14 protein-coding genes are annotated in these 17,999 nt (G+C 65.7%); 3 read left to right on the forward strand and 11 right to left on the reverse strand.

All coding sequences use genetic code 11. From position 1 onward, the window contains the following. The 9 genes from pth to CIHUM_RS03925 form a co-directional block, all read right to left on the reverse strand. Complete coding sequence (gene pth / locus CIHUM_RS03885; protein ID WP_051106491.1) at positions 1-552, reverse strand: aminoacyl-tRNA hydrolase; 552 nt, start codon at positions 550-552, stop codon at positions 1-3. Positions 553-632: 80 nt separating this feature from the next. Continuing rightward, on the reverse strand, positions 633-1,280 hold the full coding sequence (locus CIHUM_RS03890) for a 50S ribosomal protein L25/general stress protein Ctc (RefSeq protein ID WP_034999563.1): 648 nt from the start codon (positions 1,278-1,280) through the stop codon (positions 633-635). Positions 1,281-1,414: 134 nt separating this feature from the next. Beyond that, positions 1,415-2,749 carry an MFS transporter gene (locus CIHUM_RS03895; protein WP_034999565.1) on the reverse strand — a complete coding sequence of 445 codons (1,335 nt, stop codon included), beginning with the start codon at positions 2,747-2,749 and terminating at the stop codon, positions 1,415-1,417. Beyond that, entirely contained in the window at positions 2,739-3,755 is a 1,017-nt protein-coding gene (gene hisC, locus CIHUM_RS03900; protein WP_034999567.1) for a histidinol-phosphate transaminase, read from the reverse strand. The genes CIHUM_RS03895 and hisC overlap by 11 nt, the downstream gene beginning before the upstream one ends. After that, positions 3,752-5,044: an amino acid permease gene (locus tag CIHUM_RS03905; RefSeq protein WP_081634456.1), complete on the reverse strand. Its 1,293-nt coding sequence runs from the start codon at positions 5,042-5,044 to the stop codon at positions 3,752-3,754. The genes hisC and CIHUM_RS03905 overlap by 4 nt, the downstream gene beginning before the upstream one ends. A gap of 66 nt (positions 5,045-5,110) precedes the next feature. Then, positions 5,111-5,557: a hotdog fold thioesterase gene (locus tag CIHUM_RS03910; protein ID WP_051106448.1), complete on the reverse strand. Its 447-nt coding sequence runs from the start codon at positions 5,555-5,557 to the stop codon at positions 5,111-5,113. Positions 5,558-5,636: 79 nt separating this feature from the next. Next, positions 5,637-6,614: a ribose-phosphate diphosphokinase gene (locus CIHUM_RS03915; RefSeq protein ID WP_034999569.1), complete on the reverse strand. Its 978-nt coding sequence runs from the start codon at positions 6,612-6,614 to the stop codon at positions 5,637-5,639. 4 nt (positions 6,615-6,618) lie between these two features. Then, positions 6,619-8,061 carry a bifunctional UDP-N-acetylglucosamine diphosphorylase/glucosamine-1-phosphate N-acetyltransferase GlmU gene (glmU, locus tag CIHUM_RS03920; protein ID WP_034999571.1) on the reverse strand — a complete coding sequence of 481 codons (1,443 nt, stop codon included), beginning with the start codon at positions 8,059-8,061 and terminating at the stop codon, positions 6,619-6,621. Positions 8,062-8,121: 60 nt separating this feature from the next. After that, positions 8,122-9,348, reverse strand: coding sequence for an MFS transporter (locus CIHUM_RS03925; protein ID WP_034999573.1), 1,227 nt, complete (start codon positions 9,346-9,348; stop codon positions 8,122-8,124). Positions 9,349-9,404: 56 nt separating this feature from the next. On the opposite strand from CIHUM_RS03925, the gene CIHUM_RS03930 reads away from it, so the two are divergent. Further along, positions 9,405-10,895, forward strand: coding sequence for a multicopper oxidase family protein (locus CIHUM_RS03930; protein ID WP_081634457.1), 1,491 nt, complete (start codon positions 9,405-9,407; stop codon positions 10,893-10,895). Here the strand turns inward: CIHUM_RS03930 and CIHUM_RS03935 are convergent. Beyond that, on the reverse strand, positions 10,892-12,601 hold the full coding sequence (locus CIHUM_RS03935; protein ID WP_148363850.1) for a hypothetical protein: 1,710 nt from the start codon (positions 12,599-12,601) through the stop codon (positions 10,892-10,894). The genes CIHUM_RS03930 and CIHUM_RS03935 overlap by 4 nt on opposite strands. Positions 12,602-12,794: 193 nt before the next feature. After that, complete coding sequence (locus tag CIHUM_RS03940; RefSeq protein ID WP_158293375.1) at positions 12,795-13,460, reverse strand: DUF3558 family protein; 666 nt, start codon at positions 13,458-13,460, stop codon at positions 12,795-12,797. 170 nt (positions 13,461-13,630) lie between these two features. Between CIHUM_RS03940 and CIHUM_RS03945 the strand changes: the two genes are divergently transcribed. Together CIHUM_RS03945 and mfd are read left to right on the forward strand one after the other, a co-directional pair. After that, on the forward strand, positions 13,631-14,284 hold the full coding sequence (locus CIHUM_RS03945) for a TetR/AcrR family transcriptional regulator (protein ID WP_051106450.1): 654 nt from the start codon (positions 13,631-13,633) through the stop codon (positions 14,282-14,284). 5 nt (positions 14,285-14,289) lie between these two features. Then, on the forward strand, positions 14,290-17,922 hold the full coding sequence (mfd, locus tag CIHUM_RS03950; RefSeq protein WP_034999577.1) for a transcription-repair coupling factor: 3,633 nt from the start codon (positions 14,290-14,292) through the stop codon (positions 17,920-17,922). Positions 17,923-17,999: the final 77 nt, after the last annotated feature.

Raw genomic sequence — 17,999 nt, forward strand, 5'->3', positions numbered from 1 at the left:
CTAGCCTATCGCGCGGAGGATCGCATCCGCCGCGTCCGCGGATGCGATAGCCAGATCCACCTGCTCTTTCGCGCTGAATGGTTTGAGCACGTAGTCCGCCGGCGCCATCCTCCCCGGCGGGCGGCCGATGCCCACCGCCACCTTGTTATACGGCTTGCCGCCTAAAGATTTCGTGATGGACTTCAACCCGTTGTGCCCGTGGTCGCCGCCGCCGAGGCGCAGCTTCACCTCGCCGAGCTCCAAGTCCAGCTCGTCGTGCACCACGTACAAATCGGCCGGCTGCACGCCGAAGTAATCCATCAACGCTTTGACGGGGCCGCCGGAGACGTTCATGAAAGACCGGGTGCGGGCGATGACCGCATGGTCGTCGTCAAGCAAGCGCCCCTTCGCCAGCTCGGCGATCTCCGTGTTCGTGCGCTTGTGCACCGCAAGCTGCGCCGGCATGGGGGTGGCGCGGCCGAGCAGTTCCTCCACGACGAACACGCCCGCGTTGTGCCGCGTGGCGGCGTACTGCGGGCCGGGGTTGCCAAGGCCGACGATCAAGATAGTCACGCCCACGAGGATAACCCACCCGAAAATGCGGAAAACCCGCCGCCGCGGCAATGCGGGGGCGGGTTTAAGCAGGGGAGGGTTTACTCCTCGCCCTTCTCCTCAGCCGGAGCGTCGGACTCGGCGCCAGCCTCAGCGCCGCCTTCCTCAGCTGCCTCGGCCTCAGCCTCGAGGTCCTCGTCAACCTGCTCGTAGGTGACGTTGACGATGAGGGTCTCTGCATCGGAGATGAGCTTTGCGCCCTCCGGCAGCTTGACATCGGTTGCGTAGAGAGCGTCGCCGATCTCCTTGCCCTCGATGGACACGGTCAGCTCGTCCGGGATGGACAGCGCGTCGATCTCGATCTCGACGTAGTCGGTCTCCTGCAGCACAACTGCGCCCGGAGCGGCCTCGCCCTCCATGACAACCGGGACCTCGACGGTGACCTTCTCGCCGCGCTTAATGCCGAGCAGGTCGATGTGGTCGATGTCCAGGGTGATCACGTTCTGGTCGATGTGCTTGACCATGGCCAGCAGCTTCTCGCCGTCGAGCTCGAGCTCGACGATGGCGTTGGCGCCGTCGTTACGCACGATCGCGGTCATCTCGATGAGGTCGACCGCGAAGTGGATGTTCTCGATGCCCTTTTCGTACAGGACACCCGGGATCTTGCCGTCGCGGCGCAGACGGCGTGCGGAGCCTTTGCCGAACTCCTCGCGACGCTCACCCTTGATGACGGTGGGGGTAATAGCCATGTTGTACTCCTTCGTGTGTGAAGGGCCACAGGCCTTGCCTGCGACCACTGAACGGATATGTGCTCGTCGAGTGATCGCAAAAGGATCTCAAAATCGCGTCGATAACGGCCCTTTAAAGGCCCTCGCCGAGACTGCTACAGGGTAGCAGCCGGTTTCTGCCACACAAAATGCCCGCCCGCCTGGGCTTCCTCGTACTCGTGCCCCAGCGGGATGCCGCCGCGTTCGCGCATCAGCAGCGTGACCACGAAGCCCGTGACCGTCGTGGCCATCAAGTACACGGTGATCGCGGTGGTGCCGCCCGTCGCCTCGCGCAGGGCAGCGGCGATGGTGGGGGCGAACGCGCCACCCAGGATCGCGCCGAGCGCGTAGGAGATGGACGCGCCGGACGCGCGGATGGAGGCGGGGAAGAGCTCGGCGTAGAACGCGCCGATCTCGCCGTAGGTCAGGCCGAGGCCGACGGTGAGGAAGACCAGCGCCGCGGTGATCTTCGGTAGCGACCCGGTGTCCACAAGCGGGAACAGTACCGCCACGCCAACGGCCTGCACGACAAAGCCGACCAAAAGGGTGCGGCGGCGGCCGATGAGGTCGGAAACCCAACCGGCGAACGCGGTGGTGCACAGCCAGGTGGCGGCGGAGGCCGTCACGGCCCATAAGATGTCGCCGCGCTCGATCGCCAGCCCGGCCGGGTCGGTGGCGTAGTTCTGGATGTAGCCGCCGGTGGTCATGTAGCCCACCGTGCCGTTGGCGGCGAAGATCAGCGCCGCAGCGACCACGAGCCCGGCGTGGCGCTTGAACAACGACCCGACCGGGTTTTTCGCGCCGACCTCGCGCATCTGTTCCACCACGGGCGATTCCTCCACGCCGGTGCGGATCCACCAGCCCAAAAATGTCAGCCCGATGGACAGCAAAAACGGCACGCGCCAGCCCCACTGCAAAAACGCGTCGCCGGGGGCGATCACGGTCATCAGCGCCAGCACGCCGGAGGACAGCAGCAGCCCCGCCGGCACGCCTACCTGGGGGCCGGCGCCGTAGAGGCCGCGCTTGTTGGTCGGCGCGTGCTCCACGGCCAAAAGCACGGCCGAGCCCCACTCGCCGCCGGCAGAGGTGCCCTGCAGGATACGCAGCAGCACCAGGGCGGCCGGCGCGAACCAGCCGGCGGTTTCATACGTGGGCAACAGGCCGATCAGCGCGGTGGCGGTGCCCATGGTGAACAGCGTGACCATGAGCACGCCGCGGCGCCCCAGCCGGTCGCCGAAGTGGCCCGCCAGCACCGCACCGAGCGGCCGGAACAAAAATGACAGGCCGACGGTGAGGAAGCTGACGATCGTCGCCGCCGCGGGCCCGAGCGGGCCGAACATGACCTGGTTGAACACCAGCCCGGCGACGGCGGCGTAAAGGAAGTAGTCGTACCACTCGATGGCGGTGCCGATGGTCGTGGCCGCGATGACGCGGCGTTGCTCACTGCGCACGGCTGAAAGCCTCTAAAAGTGCGTCGGTTTCCTCCGCGTTAGTCACCGTCACGCGGGTGCCCTCGGGGAAAGAGCGCACCAGCACACCTTCCGCCGCCAGCCGGTCCGCCAATTCCTGGCCTGCGTCGGGCAGCCACACAAAGTTCGCTTGGCTTTCTGCGAGCCCAAGCTTCTCGACGACACGGCTCCGCTCGGCCACGGTGCCGTCGATACGCGCACGCAGCGCCTCCTGCGCCTCGAGCGAGGCGAGTGCCGCCTCCTGCGCCACCGCGCTGACGGAAAAGGGGATGGAGACTTTATTCAGTGCCTCGATGATCGGGCGCGGGCCGAACGCGTAGCCGATGCGCGCGCCGGCCAGCCCGTACGCCTTGGAGAAGGTGCGAAGCCCCACCACGTTGGGGTAGCGGGTGATCACCTCAGTGGCGACAGGCGTGTCGGCGGCGTGGTTGTACTCGAAATAGGCCTCGTCGAGCACGACGAGCACGTCCGCCGGCACCTCGTCCATGAAAGCGGCGAACTCGGCGCCTGTGATTGTGGTCCCAGTCGGGTTGTTCGGGTTGCAGATGAAAATCAGCTTGGTGCGGTCGGTCACCGCGGCGGCTAGTGCCGGCATGTCCAGCCTGTCGTCGCTGCCCAGCGGCACGCGTACCGGGGTGGCGCCGACGACCTGGACGAAGATCGGGTATGCCTCGAAGCTGCGCCAGGGGAAGATCACTTCGTCGCCGGGCTGGGCCGCAATGGACACCAGCTGCTGGCACAGAGCGGATGAACCGGCGCCGAGCGCGACCTGCTCCGGTGCCACCCCGAGGTGCTCGCCAAGTGCCGCGCGTAGCTGCAGCGCCCCGATGTCCGGGTAGCGGTTGATTTCGCCGAGCGCCTTGCGCATGGCGTCGAGCACCGGCGGCAGCGGGCCCTCGGCGCACTCGTTGGAGGACAACTTGATGGCGCGCTCGTCGCGCACGCCGGGGACGTACGGGGGAATGGCCTCGAGGTCGGGGCGGATCATTCTCGGCTCCTCTGCGTGGTCAGTGAGATCAGGCCCAGCACGATAATCCAGCCGGTCAGCGTGGCCAGGCCCATCCGGTATTCCGGAAGAATACCCATCAGCACGAGCACGAGGATGAAAAACGCGATGCAAATCCAGTTGGCCGCCGGGTACAGCGGCGCCGTAAATGTCGCGCTCTTGGAGGTTTTGCGGAAGTTCAAGTGCGAGATGCAGATGCCCGCCCAGGTGATCAGCTCGGTGCCGACGATGATGGCGAGCAGCACCGCGAAGATTTTGCCTTCGAAGAAGAAGTTCAGGATGACGACGGTGCCCATCAGCGCGGCGTCGAAAAGCAGAGCTTTGGTGGGCAGCCCCTTCGCGCTGGTGGCGGCGAACGCGCGGGGCGCTTGGCCGTTGCGGGCGAGGTCGCGCAGCATGCGCGCGCCCGAATACGTCATGGTGTTGAGCACCGAGAACACCGCCACCACGATGACCACGTTGAGCGCGGTAGCCGCCGGGCCGAAACCGACGCCGGAAAGCACGCGGATGAACGGACTTTCATTCGATTCCTGCTCGTTCCACGGGGCGAGCAGCAGGATGGTGCCGATGCCCCCGAGGTAGAACACCAGAATGCGCCACACCACGGAGTTCACGGCGCGCGGGATCGCGGACTTCGGGTTGTCCGCCTCGCCGGCGGCGGTGCCGATGGACATGATGCCGCCGAATGTGAACGTCACCGCCACCAGAGCGAACAGCACGCCGGAGATGCCGTTGGGCATAAACCCGCCGTGGTCGGTGATGTTGGAAAACCCGATTGCCTCGTCCGGGCCGGGGCCGAGGCCTGCCACGAGCGCGAACCCGAGCACGATCATGAGCACGAGCGCCGCGACTTTGATGAGCGACAGCCAGTATTCCGTCGTGGCGAACACCCGCACGTTGAACAGGTTGAGCGCGACCACCAGCAGCAGCGTCACCAGTGCGGTGACCCAGTGGGGCAGGGCGGGAAACCAATAGTCCAAGAACGTGCCCATGGCAGTCAGCTCCAGCATGCCCACCACGACGGTGGTGAACCACCAGTTCCAGCCGGTGATGAAGCCGGCCACCGGCCCGATGAACGCGCGCGAGTACGCGGCGAAGGAGCCGGAGACGGGGTGCTCGACCGCCATCTCGCCGAGCATGCGCATGAGGAGGTACACGATCGCGCCGACGAGCGCGAAGGAGATCAGTACCGCGGGCCCGGCGTACTGGATTGATCCGGCGGAGCCCAAAAACAGGCCCGTGCCTATCGACGAACCAAAGGCAATCATCATCAATTGCCTACTTTTGACGCTCCTGTGCAGGCCCTGTTCTTGCAGGCTTTGGTTCTGGCTCAAGGTTTAGTTTCCTGTCGGTGGTCGTGTGGTGGTGCGGGACATACCTCGGAATTCGGCGATGGCGGTGTCGCCGTCGTAAAGCGTGACGTCCGAAAGCCCGTTGCGCCCCCACGTGTGACGCTCGCGCGCAACACCGCGGATGGTGTGGCCCATTTTCGCGGGCGCGAGGAAGATGATCTCGGACTGTGCGCTCACGGTCGGGTCGGTGCGCCGCGAGTTGCATGCGCCGCCGAACAGCGCGTCGGCGAAGGTGAACAGCACGCCGCCCTGGCACACGCCGAAGCCGTTGGCGTGGCGCGCCTCAACTGTGAACTCGCCCTCGGCCAAGCCAGGCTCGAGGCGTGTGATGGTCGCGCCGAGGTACTTCAGGGTTGCGTCGTTGTCGAACATGGACTTCGCGTGCTCGAGGTCGGGGGTGAAATCCACCGACGGGGCGTAGCGCTCGTACATCCTTTTTCCTTCCCGTATGCGTGAAGCCGGGGCAGCGCAAGTGCTGCCCCGGCTGTCGTAGTCCGGCGAACCGTGGCGGCTACGCCTGCCCCTCGAACAGGGTGGTCACGGAACCGTTTTCGAAGATCTCGTGGATCGTCTTTGCCAAAAGCGGCGCGATCGACAGCACCGTGAGGTTGCTCCAGCCTTCGGTGTCCTGCGGCAGGGTGTCGGTGGTGATGACTTCCTCTGCGCCGCAATCGCTGAGGCGCTCGCGGGCCGGGTCGGAGAACACGCCGTGGGTGCAGGCGATGACCACGGACTTCGCGCCGGCCTTTTTGAGCACGCCGACGGCGCCGGCGATGGTGCCGCCGGTGTCGATCATGTCGTCCATGAGGATGCAGTCCTTGCCGTCGACGTCGCCGACGACGCGGTTGGACACGACCTTGTTCGCGGCGTCGATGTCGCGGGTCTTGTGCACGAACGCCATCGGGGCGTCGCCGAGCATGTTGGCCCACTTCTCGGCCGACTTCACGCGGCCGGCGTCGGGGGAAACCACCACGAGGTTGTCCAGCGGGTACTTGGACTTGATGTAGTCCACCAGGATCGGCTGGGCGTGCATGTGGTCCACCGGGCCGTCGAAGAAGCCCTGGATCTGGTCGGTGTGCAGGTCCACGGAGACGATGCGGTCCGCGCCGGCGGCGGTGAGCAGGTCCGCGATCAGGCGGGCGGAGATCGGTTCGCGGCCGCGGTGCTTCTTGTCCTGGCGGGCGTAGGGGTAGAACGGCAGGATCGCGGTGATGCGCTTGGCGGAGCCGCGCTTGAGCGCGTCGATCATGATGAGCTGTTCCATCAGCCACTTGTTCAGCGGCTGGGCATGGGACTGCATGACAAAGCAGTCGGCGCCGCGGACGGACTCTTCGAAGCGGATGAAGATCTCGCCGTTGGCGAAGTCGCGCGCGGTGGTGGGCACCAGCTCGATGCCGAGCTCCTTGGCCACAGCTTCTGCGAGGGCCGGGTGGGCGCGGCCGGTGAAGACCTTGAGGTCTTTGTGGCTTTCGGTGGAGTAACCAGTCATGTAATTAACCCTCTCGCTTCGCGTTTTTTGCTGCTTCAGCCGCGTCAGTGCCCGGGCGGCGGTCTTCCACCCAGCCTTCGATGTTGCGCTGGCGGCCTTCCTTGATGGCCAGCGCGCCGGCGGGCACATCTTCGGTGACCACTGTACCCGCGCCGGTGTAGGCACCATCACCGATGTTCACCGGTGCGACGAACATGGTGTCGGAGCCGGTGCGGCAGTAGTCGCCGATGGTGGTGTGGTGCTTGTTTACGCCGTCGTAGTTGGCAAACACGGAGCTTGCGCCGATGTTGGAGTGCTTGCCCACGGTGGCGTCACCGATGTAGGTCAGGTGTGGCACCTTGGAGCCTTCGCCGATCTTGGCGTTCTTAGATTCGACGAAGCCGCCGAGCTTGCCGCGGGCGCCGAGTTCGGTGCCGGGGCGGATGTAGGTGAACGGGCCGACGGTGGCTTCCTCGCCGATGACGCCGAGTTCGCCTTGGGTGCGCACGACGGTGGCGCGGGCGCCGACTTCCATGTCGGTCAGGGTGGTGTCGGGGCCGATTTCGGCGCCGTCGCCGATGACGGTGGAGCCCCACAGCTGGGTGTTCGGGTGGATGAGAACGTCGCGGCCGATTTCCACCTCGACGCCGATCCAGGTGGTGTCCGGGTCGATCACGGTCGCACCGCCTCGCATCGCCTTCTCGACGAGCCTGCGGTTGAGCTCCTTGCCAGCCTCCGCCAGTTGCACTCGGTCGTTCACGCCGGCCAGTTCGCGTGCGTCGGGGGCGGTAAAGGCGGTGACCCGGAGGCCGTCGCCACGCGCGATGCTCAGCACGTCGGTGATGTAGAACTCGCCCTGGGCGTTGTCCGGGGTGACGCGCGTGAGGGCGTCGCGAAGTACCTTGCCGTCGAAGGCGAACACGCCGGAGTTGACCTCGCGGACGGCGCGCTGCTCGTCGGTGGCGTCCTTTTCCTCCACGATCTCGAGGACGTCGCCGGCCTCGCCGCGGATGATGCGGCCGTAGCCGGTGGGGTTGTCGAACTCGAGTGAGAGCACGGTGACCGCGGCGTGCTCGGCCTCATGCTTTTCCACGAGCGCCTGCAGGGTCTCCGGGGTGAGAAGCGGCACGTCGCCGTTGGTGACCACCACGGTGCCGTCGAAGTCCGGGATGGCGGACAGGCCCACCTGGACGGCGTGGCCGGTGCCGTTTTGCTCCTCCTGGATTGCCTGGCGGATCTCCACGTGCATCTGCTCGGCGATCTGCTCCACGGCCGGGGCGACCTGGTCGCGCTGGTGGCCGACAACCGCAACCAGGTGGTTGGGGTGCACACCGGCGGCGGCGTGCAGGGAGTGGGACAGCAGGCTACGCCCGCCGATCTCGTGCAGCGTCTTCTGGCGGTCGGACTTCATGCGGGTTCCGGCGCCGGCCGCAAGCACGACAACGGCACGTTCGAAGTGGGTAGGCACTCGAATGCTCCTTGTTTTATGGGATTTGTAGCGGGTTTTTGTCGGCCACAAGCATAACGCCTAGGAGGCGGCCGCCGAGACTTCTTTCAGGTTCCGCGCGCCGACAACACCGGCGTAGCCCACAACGGCCAGGAAGATCAGCGCCGCCTGTGGCCCGAGCACCGCAATCGCGGAGGACACCGCGCCGACGACGAGGAGGACCACGCCCATCACCGTGTTGGAAGCGCCGGTGATCATGGTGCGCTTGTCGCCGTCGGCCATATCCACCAGGTAGGTCTTACGGCTCACGCGCACCGCGGTGTGGGCGAGGTTGACCAGGAAAAAACCCAGCGGCATGACCCAGGCGTTCACCGCAGAAGGCGCCAGGCGGGCACTTGCGACAAGGGCCACGATCACGGTCGAGGCCACGCCGGCGGCCCAGGCCATCGTGCTTTTCGACGACCTATCGGAAAGCTTGCCCGACACCCTGCCACCCAGCAGCGACGCGCCGCCCGAGGCGATGATGAATGCGCCCAGGCCCGTCAGGTCCGCGCCCTCATCGCCGGCCATCACCACGATGAACGGGGTGGAAAGTGCGGTGACCAGCATCAGCGAGCGCACCACCAGGAACTTCTGCAGGTCCCGGTCGCCCTTAACCAGCGCCCACATTTCCTTCATACTCTGGCCGTCGTTGGACTCCGGTTCGGCTTCCGGCTCGTCGATGCCGCTGAAGACCAGCGACGCCAGCGCCCACGTCAAAGCGCCGACGGCGAGCAGCGCGGCGATCGTCCACTGCGGCAGGTTGTTCGGCAAAAACGTCAGCAGCAGGCCGATTGCGAGCGTGAACGCGCCGGCCAGGGCGGTGGCGCGGCCGGTGATGCTGCCGCGGCGGCCCTTGGAAATCGTGCGCCCCTGCACGTCCTTGCCCGCCAGCGAGCACAACGAGCGAAACAGCGCATGGGCGGCTAGAAGGATCAGGATGACGGCGCCGAGCGGAGTGCCGTCGAGAAGCAAGGCGCTGAGCGCAATGAGCCCCGCGGCGATGGCTTGGCCCCACGAACCGATGAGCCACACGCGCTTGCGGGAGCGCTTCGAGGTCACCCACGGGCTCAAAAACGCCTGCGGCAGCATCGAGCCGGATTCGCGGATGGGCACGAGAAACGAGGTCATCACCGCCGGCACGCCCGCGGCGCCGAAGAGCCACGGCAGCACCGTCTTCGGAGCGACGAGCTGGTCGCCGATGTTTTGCAGGCCGTTGGACCAGACGAACCGGCGTGCGTTGCGTTCCTCGCGTTGATCGTTAGGCATACAGCGGATAGTAGGGTCGAAAGAGAGTATCAGCGAACCGGGAGGCGGACATGGCAATGAGCAGACGCACATTCTTCAGGGGCACACTTTTTGCGACGGCGGCGCTGGCCGCAGCAGCCACGGGTACGGCGTGCTCGACGTCCTCACAGACCAAACCGCTGGGCGCTGACGAAAAGGCGCGCCCGCTTCGCATCCCGCCGCTGTACGAGGGCCAGCTCGACGGCAACGTGCGCCGCTTCGAGCTGACCGCGCAGGAGGGCGAGTTCGAGATCGTGCCCGGCATGATGACCAAGACCTGGGGTTTCAACGGCCCGTACCAGGGCCCGACGCTGTACATGCGCCGCGGCGAGGAAATCGACATGACGGTGCACAACGAGCTGCCGGAGCCGACGGTTGTGCACTGGCACGGCCTGCACCTTCCAGCCACCGCCGACGGCGGGCCGGCGCTCATGTTCGACCCAGGTGAGTCCTGGTCGCCGTCGTGGACCGTGGACCAGCCGGCGGCGACCTGCTGGTACCACCCGCACCCGCACGAAAAATCCGCCGTCCACGCCTACCGCGGACTGGCCGGGGGCATCGTGCTTGACGACGACGATTCCGCCTTCCCCGGCCTCCCCAACGACTACGGGGTAGACGACATCCCCGTGATCATCACCGACGCGAACTTCACTGAGGACGGCCAGCTGGACGAGGACAACGGCTGGGTCGGATCCACCGTGATGGTCAACGGCATGACCAAGCCGCGCTTCGAGGCGACCACCCGGCGCGTGCGCCTGCGCGTGCTCAACGGCGCGACGATGCGTTTCCACCACCTGTCCTTAGGCAAGCCGTTCCACGTGGTGGCCACGGACCAGGGCTTCCTGGACGCCCCGGTCGAGGTCGACGGCGTGCTGCTCAGCTCCGGCGAGCGCGTGGAGATCGTGGTGGACCTGGAGCCGGGCGAGGACTTGATGCTGCGCAGCGACGGCCTCCCGGACCTGGGCGGTATGCCGGATAAGGAAACCGCGGAGATGTTCGGCTTCACCGACAAGTTCGACCTGCTCGAGATCGCAGCGCCCGCAGAAGATGCCCCCGAGGTGCCCGAGCTCGCGGATTCGCTGGTGCCGTTCGAGGTGCCTGATGCGGAGTCTGTGGAGGTCGAGCGCGAGTTCCGTCTCAACGGTGTGGAAATCAACGGCAAGACCATGGACATGACGCGCGTGGATTTCACCGTGGACCACAAGGGCCCGGAGATCTGGCACGTGACCAACGAGAACGACGACATGGCCCACAACTTCCACATCCACGACGCGCGCTTTGCCGTCATCGGTGTGGAAAACGGCGAGTTGGAGTTCACCACCGGCTGGCACGACACCATCACCGTCCCGCCGCTGGCCACGGTGAGCCTGCTTGTGCAGATGGGCTACTACCCGGACCCGAGCCTGGCGTACATGTACCACTGTCACATGCTCAACCACGAAGACAGCGGCATGATGGGCCAGTTCGTCATCGTCGAACCTGGCCAGGAGGCGGACCTGGATCTTCCGGCCGACCCCGGAGGGCACTAGCCGCGCACGTTGTGGCCGATGACTGCTGGCAGGAGCAGGGGAGCGTCGCCGAGCAGCGCCTTGAGGTTGCCGTCGCGCTCCACCGCACTGGTGACGGTGCGGACCTTCGAACCGGACTTGTCGCGCCCGCGTCCCCGGTTCGCGCCAGCCGCCATAGGGCCCGCAGCGAAGGCGCCGCCTCGCGCGCCGTGGGCGTTGTTGCTTGCCGCACCGTTCGCCCCAGCGGCGGCGTAGGACGAGCCCGCGCCGGTGCCGCCAGCGCCTGCACCACCGATACCTGGGCGCATGCCGTTGACACCTTGCCCCGTTCCGGCGTGTGATCCGGCTCCAGCGTTGAACCCAGCACCTGACCCCGTCCCAGCGCCGCGGCCAGCACCCGGCGCGGCACCGAAACCGCGGCCGTTAGCGAAGCCGCTAACGGCACCGCTGCCGGTAGCGATAGCGCCGCCCGCGTTAGGGCGGGCGTTGTTGGCGAGCCCTGCGCTATTGCTTCGACCGGAAGCTGCGCTGCGGCCACCTGCGACAGCATTGCCCGGCGCGAGGCCAAGTCCCGCCGCACCGGTGCCGGCGTTGGCGGGGCTTGCGGCCGCGTTGGTGTGCGGCGTGCCGCTGAATCCGCTGATGGTCGGGGTGGCGGTGTTGACAGGGGAGGCGGGAGTGCTCGTCGACAAGCTGCCTGCTGCTGACGGGGCAGGCGGGGCGAGAACCGCCGAAGCAGACTGGGTGGGAGCCGCGCCCGCGGCGATGCGCTCAAAGGTCTCAGGGGTGGGGCGGCCGTATTGCTGGATGACCTCCGCCGGCGACTTCGCGTGTGCGAGGTCACCATAGCCGCGGCTGGTCAAAACCTCCTGCAGCCCGGGCGGCAGTTCAGTCGGCGTATACGACGTGGTGGCCGGGGCGGGCACGTCGGTGCTGGCGTACGGCGTCGACGGCAGCTTGCCTGCCTCGGGCAACAGGCGGTTAAACGCCGGAATTGCCGGCTGGAGCCCCGAGGGGACGCGGACGGAGTACGACCCGAGATAGTCCGACTCGATCTGCCGTTTGATCTTCGGATCCTCCGCCGCGGCATAGGCAGCCGCGGCGGCCGCCGCGTACATACTCTCCGAGTCCGCCGTCATGCCGAGCGCCTCCGTGTGGTTGGCGAGCGAACGCGAGTTCGCCACGTATTCCAAGCCCGCATTCTGAATCTGCGTGAGCTTTTTCATCGCCTCTTGGATCCAGACAGTGTCCGCCGACGAACTCAAAGCGTGGTGGACCCCGTTGAGCTCATCCATGGCATCCGCGATGAGCTGAGCGTTGGAGTTCCAAAAATCCGACGCCGAGTACGCCAACGACGTATTGGTGAGGTTCAGATTCATTTCTGCGCCGAGCAACGACGTCTCCGACGCGGAGGATACGGCTGTGTTGTCGAACGTTTGGGTCTCCGGGTCCGCGGCTTTGAGCTGCTGGAACCCCTGGGAGTACATCGGCGTTAGCGCCTGAGCTGAATGGCCGAGCGGTGCCAGCAGCGAGCCCATCATCCCGGAGAACGACTCATCCGTCTGCTGCGTGTTGGTCAACGCCAGCCACAGGTTGTCTGCGGTGTGCTTCAGATACAGCGCGATAGCCTGGTTGGCCTCCGGTGCTCTCTCATCCCCGATCGGGCTGAGGCGCTCGCCCGCCTCGTCCAAGCCTCCCGCGTTGGAGAACCCGGAGAGGGGCAGCAAGTTACTGGAGGTACGGGTTCTGGCTATGGTGCTGGAAATTTTTCGTAGATGTTGTACAGCGTTTTCAACTTGATCTACGTCGAGGTAGATGCGCATTGGGTCCCCCACATTTCTCGATTTTGCTTATGGGAGAGACCTTAAGTGAGTGGTTCTTCAGGAGGAAGAGCTTGATCACTGAAATGGACATCCAGTTTTACGAGAACCCATTCGCGAGTTTCTCCAGATTCGAAACAGCAACCGCACAAATGTCCGGAGAGTTTGAGTGTCTCTCGATTACGCCCGCCGACGAGACAATGCCACCTCGCTCTGTGTCGATTTGTGCGTAGCAATCTAAATTCATGTCAGACCGTGGGTAATAAACGAATATTTCAGGAAGAACTTCAGACCTATATGAGGTGAGGATTTCCACCTTTTTAGAAAGAAAAGAGAAAGGTGCGGTGTTATTGGCTAACAATTCAACTTCTACTTTCCCGTTGGAGCTGAAAGAACAAGCATTTAGTCCCCGCGCCAAGCCCGCGTACTCCTCCGGGATCGGCTCGACGTTGTGGAAGCCGGCGGCGGCGAATTCCTCGGGCGAGATCTCAGTGCAGGGGTCGAAGATGTCGTCGCCGAGGGCGTAGGGGTCGAAGTCGCCGATTTCGAGGGTGCCGCTTTTGAAGTGGAACGCGGCGGGAGTATCGACAGAACTATCTTCAGAACTGCTAGCAGAGCGGTCAATCGCAACACCGGCGGATTCGGCGCTGTGCTCGTTCGCATGGTTGTTGGCGGTGGGGGCCGGAGGGGCGTCGATAGGCGAAGGCTCCGAAGCGCAACCCGCGAGTACCCCGCATGCAACGAGCCAAGCGATGTGGCGTTTCACGTACCCCCTCCAATAAAAAAGCTTCCCCACCAGGACTCGAACCTAGAATGACGGTACCAAAAACCGTAGTGTTGCCGATTACACCATGGGGAATAGCACCGCTGATTGTAGACCAGACCCGCCAACTGCCAAAGACGGGGTTAACACTACGACGCTCTAAGCTAGGTCGCATGGCTCGAAGGCGAATGACAGCACCCCAGCGCAGAGATCAGTTGATCGGAGTGGGGCGCCAGGCATTCGCTGAGCGCGGGTTCGATGGCATTTCCATGGAGGAGATCGCGGCGCGCGCCGGGGTGTCCAAGCCTGTGGTGTACGAGCATTTCGGCAGCAAGGAAGGCCTGTACCAGGAGGTTGTGCGGCTGGAGATGGCCCGGCTGGAGCGCACGATTACATCGAATATCCAGGCCGGTCCGTGGCGCGACCGCATTGAGCGCGGCGTGCTGGCGTTACTCACGTACGTGGAGGAGGAGACGGACGGGTTTGTCATCCTCGCGCACGGGCAGCTGCCGGGGGAGGGGCGGACGTATTCGACGATTCTCAACCGCGTCACCGCCGAGGTGAGTTACCTGCTGGGAGAGGCGTTTAAGCACCGCGGGCTCGACGAGTCGATGGCGGGCCTGTACGGTCAGGCGCTTGTCGGCACCGTCTCCAATTCTGCGCTGTGGTGGCTGGACGAGCGCACGCCGGACAAGCACACTGTGGCGGCGCACATTTCCAACTTGTGCTGGAACGGGTTGCGGGGGATGGAAGCGCAGCCGCGCGTGTACGGAAGCGGCCAGGCGAGCGACGAGACAAGCGACGAAACCGCAGAGAAGGATGCGTAAGACACATGACTGAAACCACCCCGCCCGTGTTGGGCGGTTTGCTCACGGCGGCGCTGACGGACCCGAAGTTGAAGGGGCTGGTCACGCATGTGGGCGAGGATTCGTTGCACGTCACTGGCATCGACCAGGTGCGCTCTTGGGCGGCTGGTGCGATTGCGCGCGAGGCGCCGGTGCTTTTGGTCACGGCTACCGGCCACGAGGCGGAGGATCTTGCGGCGGAGCTGAAGGCCATTTTGGGCGAGGAGAAGGTCGCGCAGTTCCCGGCGTATGAGACGCTGCCGCACGAGCGTCTTTCGCCGGCGCCGGACATTGTGGGGCGCCACTCGAAGGTGCTGTGGGAGATGCCGCGCGTGATCGTCGCGGCGGCGCGCGCGGTGTGCCAGCCGGTGCTGCCACCTGCCCAGCCGATCAGCATCGCGGTGGACCAGGAGCACGACTTTGAGGACCTGACCGCGAAGCTGGTGCACTTCGCGTACAACCATGTGGACATGGTGGCGCAGCGCGGCGAGTTCGCCACCCGCGGCGGCATCATCGATGTCTTCCCGACTACCGCGCAAAACCCGGTACGCATCGAGTTCTGGGGCGACGAGGTCACCGACATCCGCTCGTTCGCAGTCGCGGACCAGCGCACCATCGAAGAGGTGCGGTCGGTCGATCTGCACCCTGCGAGGCAATTGCTTATCGACGATACCGTGGCCGCCAAGGCCGACGACCTCGCGCGAAAGTTCCCCTCGAACCCGACGCTGTCGTCGCTGCTGGCCCGCATCTCGGAGAAGCAGCCGGCGGACGGCATGGAAGCGCTCATCCCGGCGCTGACGGACAAGCAGTACTCGGTGCTGCCGGAGCTCATGCCCGCCGGCTCCGTGGTGATGGTGACCAACCCGGAGAAGGTGCGCACCCGCATCGCTGATTTGGAGGCGACGGACCGCGAGTTCCTCGAGGCCGGCTGGGAGGCAGCCGCCATGGGTGCCGAGGGGCCTGTGGTGGTGGAGGGCCTGGACGTGTCCGCCTCGTCGTACCGCTCGTACGAGTCGCTGGAGGTCTCCGCCTCCAAGGCCGGCAACGCCTGGTGGACGTTCGCCCCGCCCGGGATGTTCGCCGCCGACGACGCAGACACGCTGCCGCTGGAGTTCGAGGCCGCGCCTGCGCCGAAGGGCGACCCGAAGGCGATTGAACAGCTCTACGCCACGCTGAAGCTCTACATCGGCCAAAACCACGGCAAGGTGGCGTTCGTGGCGCCGGCTAAGGGCACGATCGACCGCATGGCGGAGCGCCTGCGCGAGCACGGCATCTCCGCCCGCGTGGCCACGCCCGGATTGGAGCCCGTCGAGGGCGCGGTGACGCTGTACCAGGCCCTGTCGCACGCGGGCCTGGTCTTCGGCGGGCCGAACCTGGTCGTGGTCACCGAAACGGACGTCACCGGCAACCGCGTGGGTGATATCGCAGGTGCTAAACGACGGGCCCCGCGCCGCCGCAACCGCGTCGACCCGCTTGCCCTGCAGCCTGGCGACTTCGTGGTGCACGACACCCACGGCATCGGCAAGTTCGTGAAGATGGCGGAGCGCACCGTCAAAGCCGGCGACGAGGACTCGCGCCGCGAGTACATCGTGCTGGAGTACCAGCCCGCCAAGCGCGGTCAGCCCGGCGACCAGCTTTGGGTGCCAATGGAGTCTCTGGACCTGCTGAGTAAGTACACCGGGGGCGAGAAGCCGTCGCTTAGCAAAATGGGCGGCTCAGACTGGAAGTCGACGAAGCGCAAGGCGCGCGCCGCGGTCCGCGAGATCGCAGGCGAGCTGGTGGAGCTCTACGCCAAGCGCCAGGCCGCGCCGGGCCATGCGTTCGCGCCGGACACCCCGTGGCAGCACGAGATGGAAGACGCCTTCCCGTTCGTGGAGACCGAAGACCAGCTCACCGCCATCGACGCGGTGAAGTCAGACATGGAAAAGCCCACGCCGATGGACCGCGTCATCGTGGGCGATGTGGGCTTCGGCAAAACCGAGGTCGCCGTGCGCGCCGCGTTCAAGGCAGTCCAGGACGGCAAGCAGGTCGCGGTGCTCGTGCCCACAACCCTTCTGGCCCAGCAGCATTTCTCCACGTTCAACCAGCGCATGGACGGCTTCGGCGTAACCGTGCGCGAACTGTCGCGCTTTACCACCGCCGCGGAGTCGAAGAAGATCATCTCGGGGCTTGCGGATGGCTCGGTGGACATCGTCATCGGCACCCACCGCCTGCTGCAGACGGGCGTGCAGTGGAAGAACCTCGGCCTGATCATCGTGGACGAGGAGCAGCGCTTCGGCGTCGAACACAAGGAACACATCAAGGCGCTGAAATCGCACGTGGACGTGCTGACCATGACCGCGACGCCGATCCCGCGCACCCTGGAGATGTCGCTGACCGGCATCCGCGAGATGACCTCCATCACCACCGCGCCGGAGGACCGCCACCCCGTGCTGACCTATGTCGGCCCGCAGGAAGACAAGCAGGTCGCCGCCGCGATCCGCCGCGAGCTGCTCCGCGACGGCCAGGTCTTCTACATCCACAACAAAGTCTCCGACATTGAAAAGACCGCCCGCCAGCTTCGCGAGCTGGTCCCGGAGGCACGCATCGTCGTCGCCCACGGCCAGATGAGCGAGCAAGTGCTCGAGCAGACCGTGCAGGGGTTTTGGAACCGTGAGTACGACATCATGGTCTGCACCACCATCGTGGAAACCGGCCTGGACATCGCCAACGCCAACACCCTGATCGTGGAAAACGCCCAGAACATGGGCTTAAGCCAGCTGCACCAGTTGCGCGGGCGCGTGGGGCGCTCCCGCGAGCGCGCCTACGCGTACTTTTTGTACCCGAAGGACAAAACGCTCACGGAGACTTCCTACGACCGACTGGCCACCATCGCCCAGAACAACGACTTAGGCTCCGGCATCGCCGTGGCGCAAAAGGACCTGGAGATGCGCGGCGCCGGCAACGTGCTGGGCGCCGAGCAGTCCGGCCACATCGCCGGGGTGGGCTTCGACATGTATGTGCGCCTAGTCAGCGAGGCCGTGGAGACCTTCAAGGGACTGATGAGCGGCGAGCCCGTCGACGCCACCGACAAGGGCCCCAAGGAAATCCGCGTGGACCTGCCCGTGGACGCCCACATCCCGGAGACCTACATCAACTCCGAGCGACTGCGCCTGGAGGTCTACCGCAAGCTCGCCGAGGCGCGCGACGACGACGCCCTGACCGCCGCCGCCGACGACATGATCGACCGTTTCGGTGCCCTGCCGAGCGAGGTTGAGCACCTCATGGCGGTGGCGCGGCTGCGCAACCAGGCCCGTGAGGTGGGTGTTTCCGACATCCTCACCCAGGGCAGCCGCATCAAGCTGCACCCGGTGGAGCTGCCGGACTCCAAGCAGGTGCGCCTGAAGCGCCTTTACCCGGGTGCGAACTTCCGCGCCGCGGCGAAGGCGCTGCAGGTGCCGATGCCGCGCGAAGGTGGCGCGAAGCGCGCCCTGAACGCGCCGAACCTGCGCGATACGGAGCTGTTGCAGTGGGTGGCCGACTTCATGACGGAGATGCTCGACGCGCCGCAGATCTCGGTCGCGGGGGCCACCAAAGCTGAGGAGAAGCCGAAGAAGAAGGTGTTCTCCGTCAGCGAGTAGGCGGTTCGGGCCCCTGGGTGGTCTGTGGGGAGCGCGACTCCTGGGCGGTGCTCGGTTCCGCGGCCCTACGCCTCCCG

The sequence above is a fragment of the Corynebacterium ihumii genome, assembly GCF_028609825.1.
Taxonomy (GTDB): Bacteria; Actinomycetota; Actinomycetes; order Mycobacteriales; family Mycobacteriaceae; genus Corynebacterium; species Corynebacterium afermentans.

Bases quoted from the DNA above. Each gene is read 5' to 3' on its own strand.
- CIHUM_RS03890 (WP_034999563.1), bottom strand. From the start codon at position 1,280: ATGGCTATTACCCCCACCGTCATCAAGGGTGAGCGTCGCGAGGAGTTC.
- hisC (WP_034999567.1), bottom strand. From the start codon at position 3,755: ATGATCCGCCCCGACCTCGAGGCCATTCCCCCGTACGTCCCCGGCGTG.
- CIHUM_RS03905 (WP_081634456.1), bottom strand. From the start codon at position 5,044: ATGATGATTGCCTTTGGTTCGTCGATAGGCACGGGCCTGTTTTTGGGC.
- CIHUM_RS03910 (WP_051106448.1), bottom strand. From the start codon at position 5,557: ATGTACGAGCGCTACGCCCCGTCGGTGGATTTCACCCCCGACCTCGAG.
- CIHUM_RS03915 (WP_034999569.1), bottom strand. From the start codon at position 6,614: ATGACTGGTTACTCCACCGAAAGCCACAAAGACCTCAAGGTCTTCACC.
- CIHUM_RS03925 (WP_034999573.1), bottom strand. From the start codon at position 9,348: ATGCCTAACGATCAACGCGAGGAACGCAACGCACGCCGGTTCGTCTGG.
- CIHUM_RS03930 (WP_081634457.1), top strand. From the start codon at position 9,405: ATGAGCAGACGCACATTCTTCAGGGGCACACTTTTTGCGACGGCGGCG.
- CIHUM_RS03945 (WP_051106450.1), top strand. From the start codon at position 13,631: ATGGCTCGAAGGCGAATGACAGCACCCCAGCGCAGAGATCAGTTGATC.
- mfd (WP_034999577.1), top strand. From the start codon at position 14,290: ATGACTGAAACCACCCCGCCCGTGTTGGGCGGTTTGCTCACGGCGGCG.